This is a genomic window from Massilia sp. YIM B02763 (genome assembly GCF_030412015.1).
Taxonomy (GTDB): domain Bacteria; phylum Pseudomonadota; class Gammaproteobacteria; order Burkholderiales; family Burkholderiaceae_D; genus Telluria.
Genome location: NZ_JASNRD010000015.1, coordinates 12,627 through 31,993 on the forward strand (window position 1 = coordinate 12,627; position 19,367 = coordinate 31,993).

Sequence of the window (19,367 nt, forward strand, 5' to 3'; positions counted from 1 at the left end):
TCCTCGCTTTCCGGACGACAGCAGAGCATGGCACTTTCCAAGGACCTCGCGGGCGCCGAGCAGGCGCCGCCCGACGCGCCGCCCTACGTTCCGGCGTACTGGGCGGAGGCGAAGGCCGAGCTCATGGGCCGCGACCGCATCATGAACAAGCTGATCCCCCAGTTCGGGGACCTGCAGCTGCGCGGCCATCCGGACCCGTTCACCACGCTGGCCCGTTCCATCGTCGGCCAGCAGGTGACGGTGAAGGTGGCGGAAGCAGCCTGGACGCGCCTGCGCACGCTGAGCCCGAAGATGACGCCGGCCCAGATCCTGAAGGTCGGCGCCGCCGAGCTGGCCGCCTGCGGCCTGTCGAAGCGCAAGACCGAATACATCCTCGACCTGGCCGACCACTTCAAGGCGAAGCGCGTGCATGCCGACCAGTGGTCGCAGATGGAAGACGAGGCCGTGATCGCGGAACTGGTCCAGATCCGCGGCATCACGCGCTGGACAGCAGAGATGTTTTTGATATTTAATCTGCTCAGGCCAAACGTGCTGCCGCTGGACGACCCTGGCCTGATCCAGGGCATCAGCCAGAATTATTTTTCCGGCGAGCCCGTCTCGCGCAGCGATGCGCGCGAGGTGGCGGCGAACTGGGAGCCATGGCGGACCGTTGCCACATGGTATTTATGGCGTAGCCTGGACCCGGTTCCGGTATAAAATATGCGCCTTTTGCGGGAACCTTGAAAAACTTACCAATATTACACGTTGGTTTTTCAAGACTCCCTTGCCGCCGCGTGGACGATCTTCCGCGGCCAGAAACAACCCCGGAGGTACAATGACTAAAACCACTTTCCTCAGTTTTGAACAGCCGATCGCCGAGCTCGATTCCAAAATTGAAGAGCTTCGTTTCGTGCAGGACGATTCGGCCGTCGACATCTCGGAAGAGATCGACCGCCTGGCCAAGAAAAGCCAGCAGCTGACGAAAGACATCTATGCCAAGCTGACCCCGTGGCAGGTCTCGCAGATCGCGCGCCACCCGCAGCGTCCGTACACGATGGATTACGTGAACGCGATCTTCACCGACTTTCACGAACTGCACGGCGACCGCACCTTCGCCGACGACCAGTCGATCATCGGCGGCCTGGCGCGCTTCAACGGCCAGTCCTGCATGGTCATCGGCCACCAGAAGGGCCGCGACACGAAGGAGCGCGCGATGCGCAACTTCGGCATGCCCCGTCCGGAAGGCTACCGCAAGGCCATGCGCCTGATGAAGCTGGCCGAGAAATTCAACCTGCCGATCTTCACCTTCGTCGACACCCCGGGCGCGTTCCCCGGTATCGACGCCGAAGAGCGCGGCCAGTCCGAAGCCATCGGCCACAACCTGTACGTGATGGCCGAACTGAAGGTGCCCCTGATCGCCACCATCATCGGCGAGGGCGGCTCGGGCGGCGCGCTGGCGATCGCCGTGGGCGACGCCGTGCTGATGCTGCAGTACTCCACGTACTCCGTCATCTCGCCGGAAGGCTGCGCCTCGATCCTGTGGAAGACCTCGGAGCGCGCCGCCGAAGCGGCCGACGCGCTGGGCCTGACCGCGCACCGCCTGAAGGCCATCGGCCTGATCGACAAGATCGTCAACGAACCGCTGGGCGGCGCCCACCGCGATCCGAAGGCGATGGCCCAGCTTCTCAAGCGCGCGCTGGCCGATACGCTGCGCCAGTTCCAGGGCATGAAGACCAAGGACCTGCTGGACGCCCGCCACGCCAAGCTGATGGCCTACGGGAAGTTCAAGGAAACGCTGCCGCGCGAAGAGTGAGTTCCCATCCAGCTGCAAGTGTCGCGCAGGCTTTCAATAGCCTGCGCGAACAGTACTTCCCCGACGCCTCTCCACGCATCGCCGTCGCCCTCAGCGGCGGCCTCGATTCGATGGTCCTGCTGGACCTCGCCGCCGCCCAGGTGCGCACGCACGGCGGCACGCTGTTCGCCTTCCACGTCCACCACGGCCTGAGCCGCAACGCCGACGCCTGGCGCGACCATTGCGCGTCCAGCGCGGCCGCCCTCGGCGTCCCGTTCGACGCGCGCGCCGTCGCCGTCGACAAGGGCAGGAGCGGCATCGAAGCGGCCGCGCGCAAGGCGCGCTACGCGGCACTGGGCGCCATGTGCCGCGCGCACGGCGTGGACCTGCTGCTCACAGCCCACCACCAGGACGACCAGGCCGAGACCGTGCTGCTGCAGCTGCTGCGCGGCTCTGGCGCGTCGGGCCTGTCCGGCATGGACAGCGCCAACCGCGCGCCGGCCTTGCTGGGCGACGAGCGCCTCGTCATGGCGCGTCCGCTGCTGGCGCATGCGCGCGCCGAGCTCGAAGCCCATGCGCGGGAGCGCGGCATCGCCTGGGTCGAGGACGAATCGAACACCGACCCGCGCTACACCCGCAATGCGCTGCGCCACCAGGTGATGCCCGTGCTGGACCAGCTGTTCCCCGGCTTCCAGCAGCGCATCGCCAGGTCCAGCCTGCACGTGCAGTCGGCCCGCCGCTTGCTGGATGAACTGGCGGCGCAGGACCTGGCCGCCTGCCTCGACGGTGACGGCCTGCATCTCGCCGGGCTGCGGTCGCTGAGCATCGACCGCATCAACAACCTGCTGCGCCACTGGTTCGCCGTGCGCCGCCTGGCGATGCCGTCGACGGCCTTGCTGGCGCAGATGGTCGCGCAGACGATGTCGGCGCGCGAGGATGCGCAGCTGCTGGTGGCGCATCCCGAGTGCGAAGTGCGGCGCCACCGCGACCGCCTGTACCTGGTGCCCAAGCTGCCCGACCTGGCCGGCATGCGCGACCCGGACGACGCCGGCATCATCGAACGGTATGCCCAGGCGTTCCGCTGGGAAGGGCAGGGCAGCATCGCCTTCCCGGACTACGGCGGCGTGCTGCATTTCGATGCGGTGCAGCACGGGCACGAGCGGGGGTTCGACGCGGCCTGGCTGCGCGCCCAGCCGCTCGAGATCGACTTCCGCAAGGGCGGCGAGAAACTCAAGCTCGCGCCGAACCGCCCCACGCGCAGCCTCAAGCAATTGTTCCAGGCGACAGGCGTTCCGGCCTGGGAACGCACCCGCCTGCCCATCGTGGGCAATGGCATCGACCTGCTGTTCGCGGCCGGGCTCGGCATGGATTGCCGCCACCTGGGCGCGGGCCTGGGCCGCATCGCCCTGCGCTGGGAATCGGCTGCATGACCGTAGGGTGGGCACCACGTGCCCACCGCAGCGCCACTATCCCGCAAACGTCCGGTGGCCAGATGGTGCCCACCCTACGCCTGTCTATACATCAAAGACGTTCCGGGTCGTGCGCGGCGCCTCATGACCTTGCCGAATTACCATATTCCGATTCCGTATAGGTTTCCGCCCTCGACTGCTTGTTATTCTGCATAGCAGCATGTAGAGTAAAAGGCTCTTTTGATTTTTTACAAGCGGAAATCCCCCAGCATGGCCTTTATAGTCCACAAATATGGCGGTACGTCGATGGGCTCGACGGACCGCATCAAGAACGTCGCAGCCCGCGTCGCAAAATGGCATGATGCCGGCCACCGGATCGTCGTCGTCCCGTCGGCAATGTCGGGCGAAACCAACCGCCTGATCGCGCTGGCCAAGGAAATCATGCCGCAGCCGGACCCGCGTGAACTGGACATGATCGCCTCGACCGGCGAACAAGTGTCGGTGGGCCTGCTGTCGATGGCGCTGCAGGCGCGCGGCAAGGACGCGGTGTCGTACACGGGCTGGCAAGTGGGGATCAAGACCGACTCGGCATTCACCAAGGCGCGCATCCAGTCGATCGACGACAAGCGCGTGCAGGCCGACCTGGACGCCGGCAAGATCGTGATCATCACGGGCTTCCAGGGCATCGACGACCACGGCAACATCACCACGCTGGGCCGCGGCGGCTCGGACACGTCGGCGGTGGCCATCGCGGCCGCGCTGAAGGCCGACGAATGCCTGATCTACACGGACGTCGACGGCATCTACACGACCGACCCGCGCGTCGTGGACGAGGCGCGCCGCCTGTCCAAGATCACGTTCGAGGAAATGCTGGAACTGGCCTCGCTGGGCTCGAAGGTCCTGCAGACCCGTTCCGTCGAATTCGCCGGCAACTACCGCGTGCCGACGCGCGTGCTGTCGTCGCTGACCGACCCCCTGATGCCGCTCGACGAGGAAGCCAAGTCGGGCACCCTGATTTCGTTTGAGGAAGAAAGTAATATGGAACAAGCCGTCATCTCGGGCATCGCCTTCCAGCGCGATGAAGCCAAAATCACCGTGCTGGGCGTGCCGGACAAGCCGGGCGTCGCCTTCCACATCCTGGGCCCGATCGCCGATGCCAACATCGAGGTCGACATGATCATACAGAACGTGTCGGTCGACGGTAAAACCGACTTCACGTTCACCGTGTCGCGCAACGAGTACCAGCGCGCGGTGGCCGTGCTGGAAGCGAACAAGGAAGCGCTGGGCTTCTCGCGCCTGGTCGGCGACGGCAAGGTCTCCAAGGTCTCGGCCGTGGGCGTGGGCATGCGCAGCCACGTCGGCGTCGCGTCGCAGATGTTCCGCACGCTGTCGGAAGAGGGCATCAACATCATGATGATCTCGACCTCGGAGATCAAGATCTCGGTGCTGATCGACGAGAAATACATGGAGCTGGCCGTACGCGCCCTGCATAAAGCGTTTGCGCTGGAGCAAGCTTAACGTTTTCGAAAAAAAATGGCCGTGCTTCCTTGACCAAATGAAGTGTGGCCATTAATATGCGTGCACTCAGCGACAACGAGCAACACTGTGAAGCTGATTGGAGGCGTGGCCGAGTGGCCGAAGGCACTTCCCTGCTAAGGAAGCATACGGGCTTAAACCTGTATCGTGGGTTCGAATCCCACCGCCTCCGCCAAGTTACAAAAGAAGAAGCCCCTGCAAAGGGGCTTTTTCTTTTCCCGCGGCAGAATAGGCGAGCAGAGCGCCTGCGCGCTCTGCGGGTGGGAGGCGAAGCTGCGCGCGTGCTCGCGCGCAGGCGGCCCGCACGATGTGGGCGAATCCCACCGCCTATGCCAGAACATTGTCCAGGCAAGTCCGTGGGCGCCAAAGAACCCGCTGTTCTCATGGAGACGGCGGGTTTTTTTCGTCCTACGATGTCTTGGTGCATCCTCGTATAGCCAGGATCTGTGGGCGCACGATTGGGGCATGCATGTTTCCTGCCAACCCGGACGCCTCGGATTACCCGAGACAGTCGCACCGCTGACGTAGCTGCAGTAGCGGATCCAAGTCCAGGGAAAGGAATTACAGGCTTGGCGACGGCATGCAGGACTGTCCGGTGTCCTCGAAGTCATGGGCGGTAGCTGATCGGGGGCGAGCGCTTGATCCACTGAGCCATGCCGATCTCGGCCGGTGCTGTCGGCGCGAACCCGAACTGCGCGTACAACGCGTTGGCCCTGCCGTCGGCGATCAGGCTGACCTAGGCTTCGGCGGGCGCCTGGCGCTGCCGTCGGCCTTATTTACGGATGAGGATGGTTTTGGGGTTGGTGAACAGCCGGCGGCCGTCGTCGCCGTGCTCGGTGCCCAAGCCCGACTCTTGTGGCGGCGCAGCTGGAGCCGCCGAGCCCGAACAGGCTGTCGTTGGTGCGCTTGACCACGTCGTCGACGTCGTCGTAGGCGATGATCGGCACGATCGGCGCGAAATGCTCGTCCTGCACGATCATCGATTCTTCCGGCGGATTGTCGACCACGGTCGCCGGGATGAAGTAGCCGGGGCGGTCCGGGTCGACTTCGCCGCCCAGCACGACCTTGTAGCGCTTGGCCCTGATCTCAGTCGATGTACTTCAGGCCTGCCTTGGCGAGCGGCTCGCGCATGTTGTACATGTCCAGTCCTAGTACGCCGGACGCCAGTTTGGCGCGCTTTTCGCCTTCCAGGGCCTCGCGTTGCTCGGCCACCTCGGCCACGCGCGCGGCGTCCGCCGCCGGGACGACGACCACGCCGTCATCGTCGGCCACGATCGCGTCGCCGGGGTTGACCAGGGCGCCGGCGCAGACTACCGGGATGTTGACCGAGCCCAGCGTCGCCTTGATGCAGCCCTTGGCGCTGATTGCCTTGCTCCACACCGGGAAGCCCATCTCCTTCAGCACGCGTACGTCGCGCACGCCGGCATCGATGACGAGGGCCTTGGCTCCGCGCGCCATGAAGCTGGTGGCGAGCAGGTCGCCGAAGAAGCCGTCGGTGCACTCGGCGCTGAGCGCGGCCACGACCACGTCGCCCGGCTGGATCTGTTCGGCGGCCACGTGCAGCATCCAGTTGTCGCCGGGGTGCAGCAGCACGGTGACGGCGGTCCCGCCGACCTGCGCGCCCGGCCAGATCGGACGCATGTAAGGCTTCAGCAGGCCCACCCGGCCCATCGCCTCGTGCACGGTGGCGCTGCCGAGGCGGCCCAGCCGTTCGACGGCGGCGGCATCGGCGCGCTCGATGTTGCGCTTGACGATGCCGAGCTGGTTCATCAGGGGCGTGCTCATCTCAAATTCCTTTCTGTTTCAGGGCGGTGTCCAGGCGCGCGAACACACGGCGCGCATTGCCTTCGAAAATCTGGAAGCGGTCTTCATCCGACAGCGCGGCGGCCTGGATGTAGCGCTTGGTGTCGTCGTAGTAATGCCCGGTTTCGGGATCGATGCCGCGCACGGCGCCGATCATCTCCGAGGCGAACAGCACGTTCTTCGTCGGGATGACCTTGGTGAGCAGGTCGATGCCCGGCTGGTGGTAGACGCAGGTGTCGAAGAAGATGTTGTTCAGCAGGTGCTCTTCGAGCAATGGCTTCTTCATCTCCTGCGCCAGGCCGCGGAAGCGTCCCCAGTGGTAGGGTACGGCGCCGCCGCCGTGCGGGATCAGGAACTTCAGCGTCGGGAAGTCCTTGAACAGGTCGCTGGTCAGGCACTGCATGAAGGCCGTCGTGTCCGCGTTCAGGTAGTGCGCGCCGGTGGTGTGGAAGCAGGGGTTGCAGCTGGTCGAGACGTGGATCATCGCCGGGATGTCGTACTCGACCATCTTCTCGTAGATCGGGTACCAGTGGCGGTCCGACAGCGGCGGCGCGGTCCAGTGCCCGCCCGACGGATCTGGATTGAGGTTGATGCCGACCATGCCGTACTCCTTGACGCAGCGTTCCAGCTCGGGAATGCAGGTGGCCGGGTCGACGCCGGGCGACTGCGGCAGCATGGCGGCGCCGATGAAGTGGTCCGGGAACAGCTGCGACACGCGGTAGCATAGTTCGTTGCAGATCGCGGCCCAGGTGGCGCTGGTGTCGAAATGACCGATGTGGTGGGCCATGAAGCTCGCCCGCGGCGAAAAAATCGTCAGATCGGAGCCGCGTTCTTTCATCAGGCGCAGCTGGTTGCTCTCGATCGACTCGCGCAGTTCGTTGTCACTGATGTTGAGGTCCGACACGCGCGGGCCGAGGTCCGGCGTGTTCAGGTTGGCGATCTGCCTGTTGCGCCATTCCTCCAGCGCCTTGGGGGCCGTCGTGTAGTGGCCATGGCAGTCGATGATCAGGGGCTTGCGCATGTGTTTATTCTCCTCTCCAGATGTCTTCCGATATATAGACTTCGCCGCGCATGATCGGGCGCGCGGTGCGCAGCAGGGCGGCGCGGACGACTTGTTGCGGGTTGTTCGGATCCAGGCCGAGTTCGACGCTGAATTCGCCGGTCGGGTGCTCGACCGATACCGTGGTCGTCAGGCCGGGCGCCACCTGGGCGATACCCTGGGTGACGGAACCTTCCATCACGCAGGCAGTGGCGACCGTAACGGCGGCCAGCACGCCGATCGCTTCATGGCAGACGTGCGGGATGAAACAGCGGGTGGCGATGGCGCCGCCATCTTGCGGGGGCGCGACCAGGCACATCTTCGGATAGTTCCTGGTCGTTACGTCGCCCAGGCCCATCAACGGACCGGCCGTCAGGCGCAATCCTTCAAGCCTTGCCTTGAGGGCAGCGTTGGCATTCAGTTCGGCCACGGACTCGTATCCGGTCGCGCCCAGGTCCGCGGCCCTTACCAGCACCATCGGCATGCCATTGTCGATCAGGGTCGCGTCGATCTCGAACGGTCCGCCCGCAGCGGCATCGACCCGCACCCGCTCCAGTGCTCGGCCGGTGGGCAGCAGGGATGGGCAGACCGAGCCGGCGGTGTCAAGGAAGTCAATGCTGATCGGCGCGGCGGTACCGGGGACGCCGTCGATCCGGGCATCGCCTGCGTACTTCAGGCGCGCAGACGGCGTCGGCACGGTGATATCGCATTGCATGCCTGTGTTGATAGTGAGTACCCTGGCCGTGGTGTGGCCGTCCTGGATGGGCAGCAGGCCACGCTCGAGCGCGAACGGCAGCACGGCGGCCAGCATATTGCCGCAGTTGGGCGTCACGTCCACCGTGTCCCGGTCGGGCTGCAGCTGGGCGAACAGGAAGTCGAGGTCGACGCCGGGCGTCGTGCTGCGCCTGACGATGCCGACCTTGCTGGTCAGCGGATGCGCGCCCCCAAGGCCGTCGATTTGACGGGGGTCGGGGGACCCCATTGCGGCGAGGAGCACCCGGTCGCGCAGCGTCGAATCCGCCGGAAGTTCGGACTCGAGAAAAAAGGGACCGGCGCGAAGCGGGCGCTCCTGAAGAACGCGACATTCCAGAAGCCCATCGCCCAGCGCTGGTTGAAGGGGAAGGCGAGGTCCGGCTCCGGCGTCGCCCGCGGCGTGGCGGGAAGGCCGAACAGGTAGGCCTTGATCGCCAGCGCATCGGCGCGGCTCAGCTGCGAGTACGAGGTGTACGGGAAGGCCGGATACAGTCGCTTGCCGCCCTTGCGGATGCCGTCGTGCATGGCGCGCACGAAGTCGTCGTCGCTCCAGGCGCCGATGCCGGTGTCGCGGTCGGGTGTGATGTTCGACGAGTACAGCGTCCCGAACGGCAGCTTGAACGCGAGTCCGCCGGCGAACGGCTTGCCGCCGGGGGCGGTATGGCAGGCGACGCAGTCGTCCGCGCGCGCCAGGTAGGCGCCGCGCGCCACCAGCGCCGCGGACGGCGGCGCCCCGTGCAGGACGGGCGCCGTCCCCGGCGAGGGATCGGAACGGTTGAGGAAGGCGTAGGCGGCGGCCGCGCAGGCGGCGTGTCCGATCGCGGCATTGGGTTCGTGAGCCAGGCCGGCCCGGGCGGCGCGGGCCACGCCGGCTTGCAGGGCAGCGGTTTGATCGACGCCCTGGTCCGGCGCTGCGAAGGGACGATCAGCCGCCGTACCGATGGCGGCGCCCATGTCACCGTGCTGTGCCGGTTGCCCGCCCAGGCTTGAATCTGCCGCGCGGCATTCAGACGATGCCCTTGTCCTTCAGCGCCGCGATCTCGGCCGCCGACAAGCCTGCCAGCGTGGCCAGGATGTCCTGCGTATGCTGCCCGAGCAGGGGCGGCGCGCTTGCGTAGGCGATGGGCGTCGCCGAGAACTTGATCGGGTTGGCCACCGAGGGAACGGTGCCGGCCTGCGGATGCGGCAGGTCGACCCGCATCTTGCGGTGCTTGACCTGCGGGTGCTCGAAGGTCTGGGCGATATCGTTGATGGGGCCCGCGGGCACGCCGGCGGCTTCCAGCGGCGCGACCCAGTCGGCGGTGGTGCGCCCCAGCAGCACTTCTTCCAGCATCGGCACCAGGATCTCGCGGTTGCGCACCCGGTTGGCGTTGGTCGCGAAGCGCTCGTCCCCGGCCAGGTGCGCGCAGCCGGCGATGTCGCAGAATTTCGCGAACTGGCGGTCGTTGCCGACCGCGAGGACCATATGGCCGTCGCGGGTGCGGAACACCTGGTAGGGGACGATGTTGGCGTGCGCATTGCCCTGGCGCTTTGGCACCTTGCCCGACACCAGGTAGTTCATGTTCATGTTGGCCACCGCGGCCACCTGCACGTCCAGCAGCGCCATGTCGATGTACTGTCCTTCGCCGGTCTTGTGGCGGTGTTCGATCGCCGCCAGGATGGCGACGCTCGCGTACATGCCCGTCATCAGGTCCGAGAAGGCGACGCCGAGTTTCTGCGGGCCGCCGCCGGGCAGGTCGTCGCGCTCGCCCGTGATGCTCATCAGGCCGCCCATGCCCTGGATCACGAAGTCGTAGCCGGCGAAGGAGGACATCGGGCCGTCCTGGCCGAAACCCGTCACCGAGCAATAGACCAGGCGTGGATTGAGCGCCTTCAGGTCGTCGTAGGACAGGCCGTAGCGCGCCATGTCGCCGACCTTGTAGTTCTCGATGAAGACGTCGCTCTCCATCGCCAGCTTGCGCACGATGGCCTGGCCCTCGGGCGTGGCGATGTCGAGGGTGACGGACTTCTTGCCGCGGTTGGTGGACAGGAAGTAGGCCGACTCGCGGGTGTCCCGGCCTTCCTCGTCCTTCAGGTAGGGCGGACCCCAGGCGCGGGTATCGTCGCCGCTGCCCGGCCGTTCGATCTTGATGACCTCGGCGCCGAGGTCGGCCAGCATCTGGCAGGCCCAGGGGCCGGCGAGGACGCGCGTCAGGTCGAGGACGCGGATGTGCGACAGTGCTCCGGACATGCTGTTCCTCCGTTCAGGCGCGTTCGACGGCGGCGGCGGCCAGGTCGTCCGGACGGACCGGGGCGAGGGCGCCGGCGAGGCGGCCGAACGGGGTGCGCAGGCCGGAATGGATGTAAGCGTCGAGCATGGTGTTCCTTTGTTTCCAGGATAGGTCGTCAATTGTCCGGAGTGAGCAGCGACACGCCCAATAGCGCGCGCCGCCTGAGCCAGGGGCTGGGCCGGTAGCGCGGGTCGCGGTAGGTGTCGAACAGGCCGTCCAGGATGCGCATCACGGTCGCGGCGCCGAGCGCGTCGCCCAGCGCCAGCGGACCGCGCGGATAGCCGAGGCCCAGCGTGACGGCCTGGTCGATGTCGGCCGGGGTGGCGATGCCCTGCTGGGCGATGTCGGCGCCGATGTTGACGATCGTGGCGACGACGCGCTGGCATATCAGGCCGGCGCTGTCGCGCACCACGGACACCGGCGTGCCGTCCGCCGCGAACAGCGCGTGCGCGGCGTCGCGCACGGCCGGCGCGGTCAGCGGCGTCGTCATCAGCGTGCGCCGGCCCGCCAGGAACAGCGGGTCCAGCGCCACCGTGCGCGCCGGATCGAGCCCCGCGGCGACGGCGGCGCCGGTCGCGTCCTGCCCCACCGGCAGCACCAGGCACAGCGAGCCGGCGGCCGGACGGGCGCCGCGGTCGCGCGCGGCGCCGAGCGCGGCGAGCAGTGCGTCCAGCAGCGCGTCGACGGCGGGGAAGGCGGCGGCATCGGCCGCATCGAGCCAGACCGCGACGTCGGCGCGCGCCGGCACCGGCACCGGCGGGCCGGGAATGTCCTGCTTCTTTCCATCTTCGTAGGCATAGAAGCCGCGGCCGCTCTTGCGGCCCAGCAGTCCGGCCGCCAGCCGCTGGCGCGCCAGCGGGGACGGGCGGAAGCGCGGTTCCTGGTAATACTGGTCGTAGATCGATTCCATCACGGGCTGCGACACGTCCAGCCCCGTCAGGTCCAGCAGCTCGAACGGTCCCATGCGAAAGCCCGCGGCGTCGCGCAGGATGCGGTCCAACTCGGCATGCGCGGCGACGTTCTCGCCCAGCAGGCGCAGCGACTCGGTGAGGTAGCCGCGGCCGGCGTGGTTGACGATGAAGCCCGGCGTGTCGCTCGCGCGCACCGGCGCGTGGCCCATGCGGCGGGCGATGTCCACCAGGCGGTCGGCCACGGAGGCGTCGGTGAGCGGGCCGGCGATCACCTCGACGATCTTCATCAGCGGCACGGGGCTGAAGAAGTGGAAGCCGGCCACGCGCCCCGGCGCCCGGCACGCGGCGGCGATCGCCGTCACCGACAGCGACGAGGTATTGGTGGCCAGGATGCAGTCCGCGCCGACCACGGCTTCCAGTTCGCGAAACAGCGACTGCTTGGCGTCCAGGCGCTCGACGATGGCCTCGACCACCGTGCCGCAGGGCGCGAGGTCGGCCAGCGTGGCGGCGACGGCCAGGCGCGCGACCGCATCGGACACGTCCTGCGCGGCCAGCTTGCCCTTCGCGGCCAGCTTGTCCAGGGTGGCGGCGATGGCCTCGCGCGCTTCCTCGGCGGCGCCGGGACGGCTGTCGTGCAGGATCACGGGAATGCCGCCCTGGACGGCGATCTGGGCGATGCCGCGGCCCATCAGGCCGCAGCCGACGACGCCGAGCCGGCCCTGGTTGTCGAAATCGGATGTCATCCCGTGCTCCTCATTCCCCGGTGTAGTCGGGCTTGCGTTTCTCGAAGAAGGCGCGCATGCCTTCCTTCTGGTCGCGGCTGGCGAACAGCAGATGGAAGGCCTTGCGTTCCAGCATGAGCGCCGCGTCGAGCGACGCGTCCTGGCCGGCCAGCACGACTTCCTTGATCTGGGCCGCGGCCAGCGGCGGCATGGCGGCGATCGTCCGGGCCAGTTCCAGCGCGCGCTCCTGCACCTTGCCGTCCTCGACCACCTCGCTGGCGAGGCCCGCGGCGAACGCTTCGCGGCCGTTCAGCGGCTGGCCGGTCAGCAGCATCTTCATCGCCTGGAACTTGCCGATGGCCCGCGTCAGCCTTTGCGTTCCCCCGGCCCCCGGCATGATGCCGACCTTGATTTCCGGCTGCGCGAACGAGGCATTCTCGCCCGCGACGATGATGTCCGCGTGCATGGCGAGTTCGCAGCCTCCGCCCCAGGCATAGCCGTTGACGGCCGCGATCACGGGCTTCGGACAGCCGGCGATCGCCTGCCACAGCCGCTGTACCTGGCGCAGGTGCATCTCGATCGGCGTGGCTTCGGCGATGTCGCGCAGGTCGGCGCCGGCCGCGAACACCTGCTCGCCACCCGTCAGCACGATGCAGCGCACGGCGGGATCCTGGCCCAGGACGGTGAACTGTTCTGCCAGCTGGCTGCGCACGCTGCGGTTCAGCGCATTGCGGACATCAGGGCGGTGAATGAGGAGGCGGGCGATGCCAGGTTCTGGATGGGAAAGAACGAGTTCGGTCATGGATTTCCAGGTTCGCATAGCGGACCGATAGTTCGAAAAAAAGTCGATCGGTGCAGGATAGGCAAAAAATTTGGCCATGTAAAGCCTGTTCTGACGCCATTTATCGGGTTTGTTTATAAATTTTATTAACGGTTCGCATAGCGGACCAGCGGTTTGAAAATGTTTGACATCACCCGAAATGATATGACAGGATGAAATGAGGGCCGGCCGGGAGATGCCGGACGCGACGGAACAACGGGAGGAGCGCATGCGCAGCGCGGACGACGACAGCGACATCCAGCAATTCGACGACAGCGGGGAGGGCAAGGACCGGCAGTTCGTCACGGCACTGGCGCGCGGCCTCGAGCTGTTGCGCTGCTTCGGCGAACGCGAGCGCGAGCTCGGCCTGACCGAGCTGGCACGCCGCACCGGCATTCCAAAGCCGACCGTCGCGCGCCTGGCCGGCACGCTCGCGAAGCTGGGCTACCTCGACCACCTGGAGGCGGAAGGCCGCTACCGGCTGGGAGCGGGGGTGCTGGCACTGGGCTTCGGCATGCTGGCGCGGCTCGACGTCCGGGAGACGGCGCGTCCGTTGATGCGCGAACTGGCCGAGCGCACCCAGGCGTCGGTGTCGCTGGGCGTGCGCGATCGCCTGTCGATGGTGTACGTGGAATCGGTGCGCAGCAGCGCCTCGATCACGCTGCAGCGCGGCGTGGGGACGCGCCTGGCACTGGCGACGACGGCGCTGGGACGCGCCTACCTGGCGGGCATGCCCGCGCCCGAGCGTGCCGGCCTGCTCCAGCAGCTGCGCCAGCGCGACGCGGCCGACTGGCCGCGCCTGCAGGCCGGCGTCGACCAGGCCGTGCGCGACTACGCCGAGCGCGGCTTCTGCATCTCGATCGGAGAATGGGACAAGGACGTCTGCGGCGTCGGCGTCCCTTTCCGCGCGCCGGACGGCACCATGATGTCCTTCAACTGCGGCAAGCCCGCGTTCAAATGCAGCCGCGAGTACCTGGAACGGGAACTCGGTCCGGCCCTGGTCGAGCTGGTCCGCAAGGTCGGCGGCTCGATGGGACGCGGCAACGCCTGAACCACGACACAAAGGAAGAAACATGATACGCGACCAAGAAACCATGACCGTGCTGCTCGACACGCTGTCCCGCTTCGTGCGGGAGCGGCTGGTGCCGGCCGAAAACGACGTCGCCGAGACCGACGCCATCCCGGCGGACGTCGTCGCCGACATGCGCGAGCTGGGCCTGTTCGGCCTGTGCATCCCGGAGGAATACGGCGGCCTGGGCCTGACGATGGAGGAGGAAGTGCTGGTCGCTTTCGAGATCGCGAAGACCTCGCCGGCATTCCGCTCGCTGATCGGCACGAACAACGGCATCGGCTCGCAGGGCCTCATCGTCGACGGCACCGAGCAGCAGAAGCGCGACTACCTGCCGCGCCTCGCGTCGGGCGAGCTGATCGCCTCGTTCGCGCTGACCGAACCGGGGGCCGGGTCGGACGCCGCGTCGCTGCGCACGTCGGCCCGGCGCGACGGCGACTTCTACGTGCTGAACGGCACCAAGCGCTTCATCACGAACGCCCCGGAGGCCGGCATCTTCACCGTGATGGCGCGCACCGACCCCGAGGTAAAGGGTGCCGGCGGCATTTCCGCCTTCATCGTCGAGCAGGGCACGCCCGGCCTGTCCATCGGCAAGCCGGACAAGAAGATGGGGCAGAAGGGGGCGCACACGGCCGACGTCATCTTCGAGAATTGCCGCGTGCCGGCCGCGAACCTCATCGGCGGCAAGGAAGGCGTGGGCTTCAAGACGGCCATGAAAGTGCTCGACAAGGGCCGCCTGCACATCGCGGCGATCTGCGTGGGCGCCGCCGAGCGCATGCTCGACGACGCGCTGCGCTACGCGATCGAGCGCGAGCAGTTCGGTAAGCCGATCGCCGAGTTCCAGCTCGTGCAGGCCATGCTGGCCGACAGCAAGGCCGAGATCTACGCGGCGCGCTCGATGGTGCTCGATGCGGCGCGCCGGCGCGACGACAAGGAGGACATCTCGACGGAAGCGGCTTGCTGCAAGATGTTCGCGTCCGAGATGTGCGGCCGCGTGGCCGACCGCGCCGTGCAGGTGCACGGTGGCGCCGGCTACGTGTCGGAATACGCGATCGAACGCTTCTACCGCGACGTGCGCCTGTTCCGCATTTACGAGGGCACGACCCAGGTGCAGCAACTGGTCATCGCCCGCAACATGATCCGCCGCGCGCAAGCATAAGTCCCGCCAGAAGGACTGATCGCACGGTATAACGACAAGGAGGAGATATGGAAGTCGCAGCACGCCGCGCCGTCACGGCCGCGCAAGACAAGCAGACCTGGAAGGTGGTGTTCCTGTTCGCGTTCCTGGCGCTGATGATCGACGGAGCGGACCTGATGTTCCTGTCCTACAGCCTGGGCAGCCTGAGCGCGGACTTCGGCCTCACCAAGGTGCAGGCGGGCGCGCTGGGCACCGTGACGCTGGCCGGAATGGCCTTCGGCGGCATCTTCGGCGGCTGGGCGGCGGACCGCTTCGGCCGCGTGCGCACGGTAGTCTGGACGATCGCCCTGTTCTCGGTCGGCACCGCGGTGCTGGGCAGCACGCAGAACTTCGAGCAGTTCGCGTTGTTCCGCCTGATCGCCTCGATCGGCCTGGGCGCCGTCTATGTCGTGGCGAACACGCTGATGGCGGAATACGTGCCGACCGAACGCCGCACCACGATCCTCGGCAGCCTGCAGGCCGGCTGGTCGGTCGGCTACGTGGTCGCCACCCTGCTGGCCGGCTGGATCCTGCCGGCGTACGGCTGGCGCTGGCTGTTCTACATCGCCATCATTCCCGTCGTCCTCGCCGTGCTGATGCAGCGCCTGGTGCCCGAGCCGCAGGCGTGGATCGCCTCGCGCCAGAAGCTGCTGGCCGACCGCGCCGCCGGGGTGCGCAGGAGCGAGAAGCAGGTCAGCGCCATGAAGCTGATCTTCGCCAATCCCGTCCACCGGCGCATGTTCATCCTGTGGTCGCTGGCCGCGGGCTTCCTGCAGTTCGGCTACTACGGCGTCAACAACTGGATGCCGACCTATCTGGAAAAAGAGCTGCACATGAACTTCAAGGCCATGACCGGCTACATGGTCGGCACCTACGTGGCCATGATCCTCGGGAAGGTGGCGGCGGGCTGGCTGGCGGACCGCTTCGGCCGCCGCGCGATCTTCGCGCTGGGGGCGCTCGGCACGGCCGTGTTCCTGCCCGTGATCGTGATGTTCAACTCGCCCGACAACATCGTGTACCTGCTGATCGTGTTCGGCTTCCTGTACGGCATTCCGTATGGCGTGAACGCGACCTACATGACCGAGAGCTTCGAGACCACGATCCGCGGCTCGGCCGTGGGCGGCGCCTACAACGTGGGCCGCGTCGGCGCCGCGATCGCGCCGGCCTGCATCGGCTACCTCGCCACCAGCGGCTCGATCGGGCTGGGTTTCCTGGTGATGGGCGCGGCCTACTTCCTGAGCGGGATCGTGCCGGCCCTGTTCATCAAGGAAAAGCTCTACGACCCCCAGCACTGAGAGCAATCACATGACCATTTCGCTTTCCGCCGCCGACTTCCAGCCCACCGAGATGTATTTCCTGCTGCGCGACTCGGTCGTGCCGCGGCCGATCGCCTGGGTGTCGACGGTGTCGCCCGACGGCGTGTCGAACCTCGCGCCGTTCAGCTTCTTCAACGTCGTCTCGCCCAGTCCGCCCATGCTGGGCTTCAGCTGCGGCCCGCGCGGCGACGACCACGGCGGCGCCTGGATCCCGAAGGACACGTACGTGAACATCGCGGCCACGCGCGAGTTCGTCGTGAACATCGTGCCGGAACACCTGATGGACGAGATGGTCCGGACGGCGGCCGACCTGGCGCCGGGCGACAGCGAATTCCGGGATGCCGGACTGGAAGAAGCGCCGAGCACCGCCGTCAAGCCGCCGCGCGTGGCACGGGCGCCCATCGCCTACGAGTGCCGGCTGCACGACATCCTCGACGTCGGCGCCAACCGCTGGATCACGGGCAGCGTGGAGCACGTGCACATCGACGAATCCGTGTACATCGGCCGCAGGGGCGAACAGGACCACCGCATCGACCTGCTCGAACACGCCGGCAACCGCCCGCTGGGGCGCCTGGGGCGTGCCTACTATGTCCGCTTGCGCGAGATCGAGGCGCGCCTGCGGCGCGATGGGCCGAACGGCTGAGCGCGCGGCCGACCATGCCGCACCGGCCTTCCTGGCGAATCGGCGATGTTGTGCGGTGCGGCGGTCGGGCGGACGGCGGCGCCGTGGGCCCGATCGTTCATGGGCCCTGGCCGGGGCAAGGAATCGCCAGCGCGGCCGCCGCCGCAGGCGGTGGGGCGTGGGCCGGCAGGGCATGGGCGGGCAGGGCGAGGGTGAAGGTGCTGCCTTGTCCTTCGCCCGGACTGGCGACGTCCAGCGTGCCGCCGTGAAGCTCGACCAGGCGCTTGGCCAGGGCCAAACCAATGCCGAGGCCGCCTGCGGACAGGTCCGTCTTGCGTGTTTCCTGGGTGAAGAGTTCGAATACGTGGTCCATGAGCTGGGGCGACATGCCGATGCCGTTGTCGCCGACGGTCAGCAGGACTTTCCCATCGGACGTCGTCTGGGTCACGACGATCCGCCCCCCGTCGGGCGTGAACTTCGCGGCGTTGTCGAGCAGGTTCGCGAGCACCTGCACCAGGCGCTTCCTGTCGCCGTCGACCACGGCGGGGCAGGGCGCGGGATGCGTGTCGAGGCGATGGCGCCGGGCGGCGAACTGCGGCGCAGTCTGCTCGATCGCGTCGGCGAGCACGTCGCGCATGTCGACCGGCTTCCGGTCCAGCTTGATCTTGCCGCGCGTGACCCGTGACACATCCAGCAGCTCGTCGATCAGGTCCGTCATGTGCCTTGTCTGCCGGACGATCATCTGCCCCAGCCGCAACTGCTGCGCTTCGTCTGCCCTGCCGAGACGCAGCAGCTCGCCGGCCGTGGCGATCGGTGCCAGCGGATTCCTCAGCTCGTGGGCGAGCGTGGCCAGGAATTCGTCCTTGCGCCGGTTCGCCTCCTTCAATGCGCTTTCATTCGCGCGCAGCTGGCTGATCAAGGATTGCAAGGTCGTGCGCAGGAAGACGATCTCGCGATAGCCGGCCGGCGTGGGATCGATATGGTCGGACGCGAGCGTTTCGATCCGGCGGGCGGATTCGGCGAGGTGGATGATCGGCCTGGCGATCCACCGCGCCAGCCACCAGGCGACCAGCGCGAACACGAAGGCGATGGCGCTGCCCACCGCCACGATCTGGCCGCGCAGCCGGAACACCGGTGCATACGCGTGATCGATGTCCTGGCGCACCACGACCGTCCAGTCCAGACCGGGGGAGGCCGCATACCCCCGGGTCTTCGCGTAACCGATCAGGTAGGTCTTGCCGTCGGCGAAGCGTGCGGTCCTGTAGCCCTGGGAACCGCGCGCCGGATCCGCCGGCGGCGGCAGGGATAAGCGCGTCCCCACGAGGTGCTTCGGACCGATGATGACGGTCTGGTCCGTGGTGACGATGAAGGCTTCCACCTTGCGTTTCCTGAGCAGCGGCAGCATCACCGATTGCTCGATTTCCGCCGCCCAGGCGAGGCTCAGGTGCACGCCGAAGACGCCGGCAAGGCGGCCGTCCCGGTCCCTGTACGGAAAGGCGATGTCGATGAAACGCGGCGCTCCCTCGGCAGGGTCGGTCTCGAGCAGCTTGGCAAGCAGCGCGGCCGCATGCACGTCGGTCAAGTGGATGTCCTTGAGCGCATTCTGGAACCAGGGCCGGTGGGACACATCCACCCCCTCGAGCAGGCGGTTGGCCGACATCAGCACCCGGCCCTGCCGGTCGGTAAGGCCCAGCCACGCGTAGTAGGGATAGGTCCGCTGCATGTCCTCGAACAGGCGGCGCTTGTCGTCCAGTTCTTCCGGGGCGCCGAGTTGCGGCCGGTTGGCCAGGATCTGGACTTCGCGGTAGCGTTCGAACAAGCCCCGGTCCAGCTTGTCCGCCACCTGCGCTGCGAGGTCGGAGAATTGCTGGCCGATCTCGACTTCTTCCCGGCGGGTGAACAAGGCGCCGAGGATGCCGGCGATCGCGAGCGTCATCGCGAGCACGAGTCCGGCGAGCAACAGCGTCAGCTGCGCCGAAATGCTGACATCCTTCATCGAACCCGGCACGTAGGTACGCACGAAATGTCTCCATGGCGGCGAAGCGCTCTCGCCTTTCTCATGACGCGATGTTACTCGCAATTCGGAAAAATCAGAATAGCGGGCGCGGGAGACGGACAGGACCATGCAGGTGAAGCGCGCGACGCCGCA

At 67.2% G+C, this 19,367-nt stretch carries 16 protein-coding genes, 1 tRNA gene and 1 pseudogene; 9 read left to right on the forward strand and 9 right to left on the reverse strand.

From position 1 onward, the window contains the following. The first annotated feature begins 27 nt into the window (after window positions 1-27). The 5 genes from QPK32_RS18060 (at window position 28) to QPK32_RS18080 (ending at window position 4,891) form a co-directional block, all read left to right on the forward strand. Window positions 28-696: a DNA-3-methyladenine glycosylase gene (locus tag QPK32_RS18060; protein ID WP_290414182.1), complete on the forward strand. Its 669-nt coding sequence runs from the start codon at window positions 28-30 to the stop codon at window positions 694-696. 118 nt (window positions 697-814) lie between these two features. Next, window positions 815-1,792 carry an acetyl-CoA carboxylase carboxyltransferase subunit alpha gene (locus tag QPK32_RS18065; protein WP_290414183.1) on the forward strand — a complete coding sequence of 326 codons (978 nt, stop codon included), beginning with the start codon at window positions 815-817 and terminating at the stop codon, window positions 1,790-1,792. Next, window positions 1,789-3,201: a tRNA lysidine(34) synthetase TilS gene (gene tilS / locus QPK32_RS18070; protein ID WP_290414184.1), complete on the forward strand. Its 1,413-nt coding sequence runs from the start codon at window positions 1,789-1,791 to the stop codon at window positions 3,199-3,201. Before QPK32_RS18065 ends, tilS begins: the two co-directional genes overlap by 4 nt. Window positions 3,202-3,450: 249 nt before the next feature. Next, window positions 3,451-4,698 carry an aspartate kinase gene (locus QPK32_RS18075; protein WP_290414185.1) on the forward strand — a complete coding sequence of 416 codons (1,248 nt, stop codon included), beginning with the start codon at window positions 3,451-3,453 and terminating at the stop codon, window positions 4,696-4,698. 99 nt (window positions 4,699-4,797) lie between these two features. Next, window positions 4,798-4,891, forward strand: a tRNA-Ser gene (locus QPK32_RS18080). Window positions 4,892-5,492: 601 nt separating this feature from the next. On the opposite strand, the gene QPK32_RS18085 is transcribed toward QPK32_RS18080, so the two are convergent. The 8 genes and pseudogenes from QPK32_RS18085 to QPK32_RS18120 all read right to left on the reverse strand — a co-directional run bounded on the left by QPK32_RS18085 (window position 5,493) and on the right by QPK32_RS18120 (window position 13,016). Continuing rightward, complete coding sequence (locus tag QPK32_RS18085) at window positions 5,493-5,777, reverse strand: aldehyde dehydrogenase family protein (RefSeq protein WP_290414186.1); 285 nt, start codon at window positions 5,775-5,777, stop codon at window positions 5,493-5,495. A 25-nt stretch (window positions 5,778-5,802) separates the two neighbouring features. Continuing rightward, entirely contained in the window at window positions 5,803-6,486 is a 684-nt protein-coding gene (gene ligK, locus QPK32_RS18090; protein WP_290414295.1) for a 4-carboxy-4-hydroxy-2-oxoadipate aldolase/oxaloacetate decarboxylase, read from the reverse strand. 16 nt (window positions 6,487-6,502) lie between these two features. Continuing rightward, on the reverse strand, window positions 6,503-7,528 hold the full coding sequence (locus QPK32_RS18095) for an amidohydrolase family protein (protein WP_290414296.1): 1,026 nt from the start codon (window positions 7,526-7,528) through the stop codon (window positions 6,503-6,505). A 16-nt stretch (window positions 7,529-7,544) separates the two neighbouring features. Then, window positions 7,545-8,648, reverse strand: a complete 1,104-nt coding sequence (locus tag QPK32_RS18100) for a 4-oxalomesaconate tautomerase (protein WP_290414297.1) — start codon at window positions 8,646-8,648, stop codon at window positions 7,545-7,547. 92 nt (window positions 8,649-8,740) lie between these two features. Continuing rightward, window positions 8,741-9,265 (reverse strand): annotated as a pseudogene (locus tag QPK32_RS18105) (hypothetical protein); the annotation flags it as partial. Window positions 9,266-9,317: 52 nt separating this feature from the next. Continuing rightward, on the reverse strand, window positions 9,318-10,541 hold the full coding sequence (locus QPK32_RS18110; protein ID WP_290414187.1) for a CaiB/BaiF CoA-transferase family protein: 1,224 nt from the start codon (window positions 10,539-10,541) through the stop codon (window positions 9,318-9,320). Between the two features lie 155 nt (window positions 10,542-10,696). Further along, entirely contained in the window at window positions 10,697-12,235 is a 1,539-nt protein-coding gene (locus QPK32_RS18115) for a 3-hydroxyacyl-CoA dehydrogenase (RefSeq protein WP_290414188.1), read from the reverse strand. A 10-nt stretch (window positions 12,236-12,245) separates the two neighbouring features. Next, window positions 12,246-13,016, reverse strand: a complete 771-nt coding sequence (locus tag QPK32_RS18120) for an enoyl-CoA hydratase (protein WP_290414189.1) — start codon at window positions 13,014-13,016, stop codon at window positions 12,246-12,248. A 247-nt stretch (window positions 13,017-13,263) separates the two neighbouring features. Here QPK32_RS18120 and QPK32_RS18125 point away from each other — a divergent pair, with 247 nt between their 5' ends. Genes QPK32_RS18125 through QPK32_RS18140 form a run of 4 tightly spaced genes read left to right on the forward strand, consistent with a single transcriptional unit; the run spans window position 13,264 to window position 17,239 of the window. After that, window positions 13,264-14,085, forward strand: coding sequence for an IclR family transcriptional regulator (locus tag QPK32_RS18125; protein WP_290414298.1), 822 nt, complete (start codon window positions 13,264-13,266; stop codon window positions 14,083-14,085). A gap of 22 nt (window positions 14,086-14,107) precedes the next feature. Continuing rightward, window positions 14,108-15,262: an acyl-CoA dehydrogenase family protein gene (locus QPK32_RS18130; protein WP_290414190.1), complete on the forward strand. Its 1,155-nt coding sequence runs from the start codon at window positions 14,108-14,110 to the stop codon at window positions 15,260-15,262. Window positions 15,263-15,309: 47 nt separating this feature from the next. Beyond that, on the forward strand, window positions 15,310-16,575 hold the full coding sequence (locus tag QPK32_RS18135) for an MFS transporter (protein ID WP_290414191.1): 1,266 nt from the start codon (window positions 15,310-15,312) through the stop codon (window positions 16,573-16,575). Between the two features lie 10 nt (window positions 16,576-16,585). After that, complete coding sequence (locus QPK32_RS18140; protein ID WP_290414192.1) at window positions 16,586-17,239, forward strand: flavin reductase family protein; 654 nt, start codon at window positions 16,586-16,588, stop codon at window positions 17,237-17,239. 97 nt (window positions 17,240-17,336) lie between these two features. Here the strand turns inward: QPK32_RS18140 and QPK32_RS18145 are convergent, their stop codons facing one another. After that, window positions 17,337-19,238, reverse strand: a complete 1,902-nt coding sequence (locus QPK32_RS18145) for a sensor histidine kinase (protein ID WP_290414193.1) — start codon at window positions 19,236-19,238, stop codon at window positions 17,337-17,339. Window positions 19,239-19,367: the final 129 nt, after the last annotated feature.

What these genes read in the sequence shown, in the direction of transcription:
- QPK32_RS18115 (WP_290414188.1), bottom strand. Translation starts at nt 12,235, where the DNA reads ATGACATCCGATTTCGACAACCAGGGCCGGCTCGGCGTCGTCGGCTGC.
- QPK32_RS18060 (WP_290414182.1), top strand. Translation starts at nt 28, where the DNA reads ATGGCACTTTCCAAGGACCTCGCGGGCGCCGAGCAGGCGCCGCCCGAC.
- QPK32_RS18135 (WP_290414191.1), top strand. Translation starts at nt 15,310, where the DNA reads ATGGAAGTCGCAGCACGCCGCGCCGTCACGGCCGCGCAAGACAAGCAG.
- QPK32_RS18140 (WP_290414192.1), top strand. Translation starts at nt 16,586, where the DNA reads ATGACCATTTCGCTTTCCGCCGCCGACTTCCAGCCCACCGAGATGTAT.
- QPK32_RS18065 (WP_290414183.1), top strand. Translation starts at nt 815, where the DNA reads ATGACTAAAACCACTTTCCTCAGTTTTGAACAGCCGATCGCCGAGCTC.
- QPK32_RS18075 (WP_290414185.1), top strand. Translation starts at nt 3,451, where the DNA reads ATGGCCTTTATAGTCCACAAATATGGCGGTACGTCGATGGGCTCGACG.
- QPK32_RS18125 (WP_290414298.1), top strand. Translation starts at nt 13,264, where the DNA reads ATGCGCAGCGCGGACGACGACAGCGACATCCAGCAATTCGACGACAGC.
- QPK32_RS18110 (WP_290414187.1), bottom strand. Translation starts at nt 10,541, where the DNA reads ATGTCCGGAGCACTGTCGCACATCCGCGTCCTCGACCTGACGCGCGTC.
- QPK32_RS18130 (WP_290414190.1), top strand. Translation starts at nt 14,108, where the DNA reads ATGATACGCGACCAAGAAACCATGACCGTGCTGCTCGACACGCTGTCC.
- ligK (WP_290414295.1), bottom strand. Translation starts at nt 6,486, where the DNA reads ATGAACCAGCTCGGCATCGTCAAGCGCAACATCGAGCGCGCCGATGCC.
- QPK32_RS18120 (WP_290414189.1), bottom strand. Translation starts at nt 13,016, where the DNA reads ATGACCGAACTCGTTCTTTCCCATCCAGAACCTGGCATCGCCCGCCTC.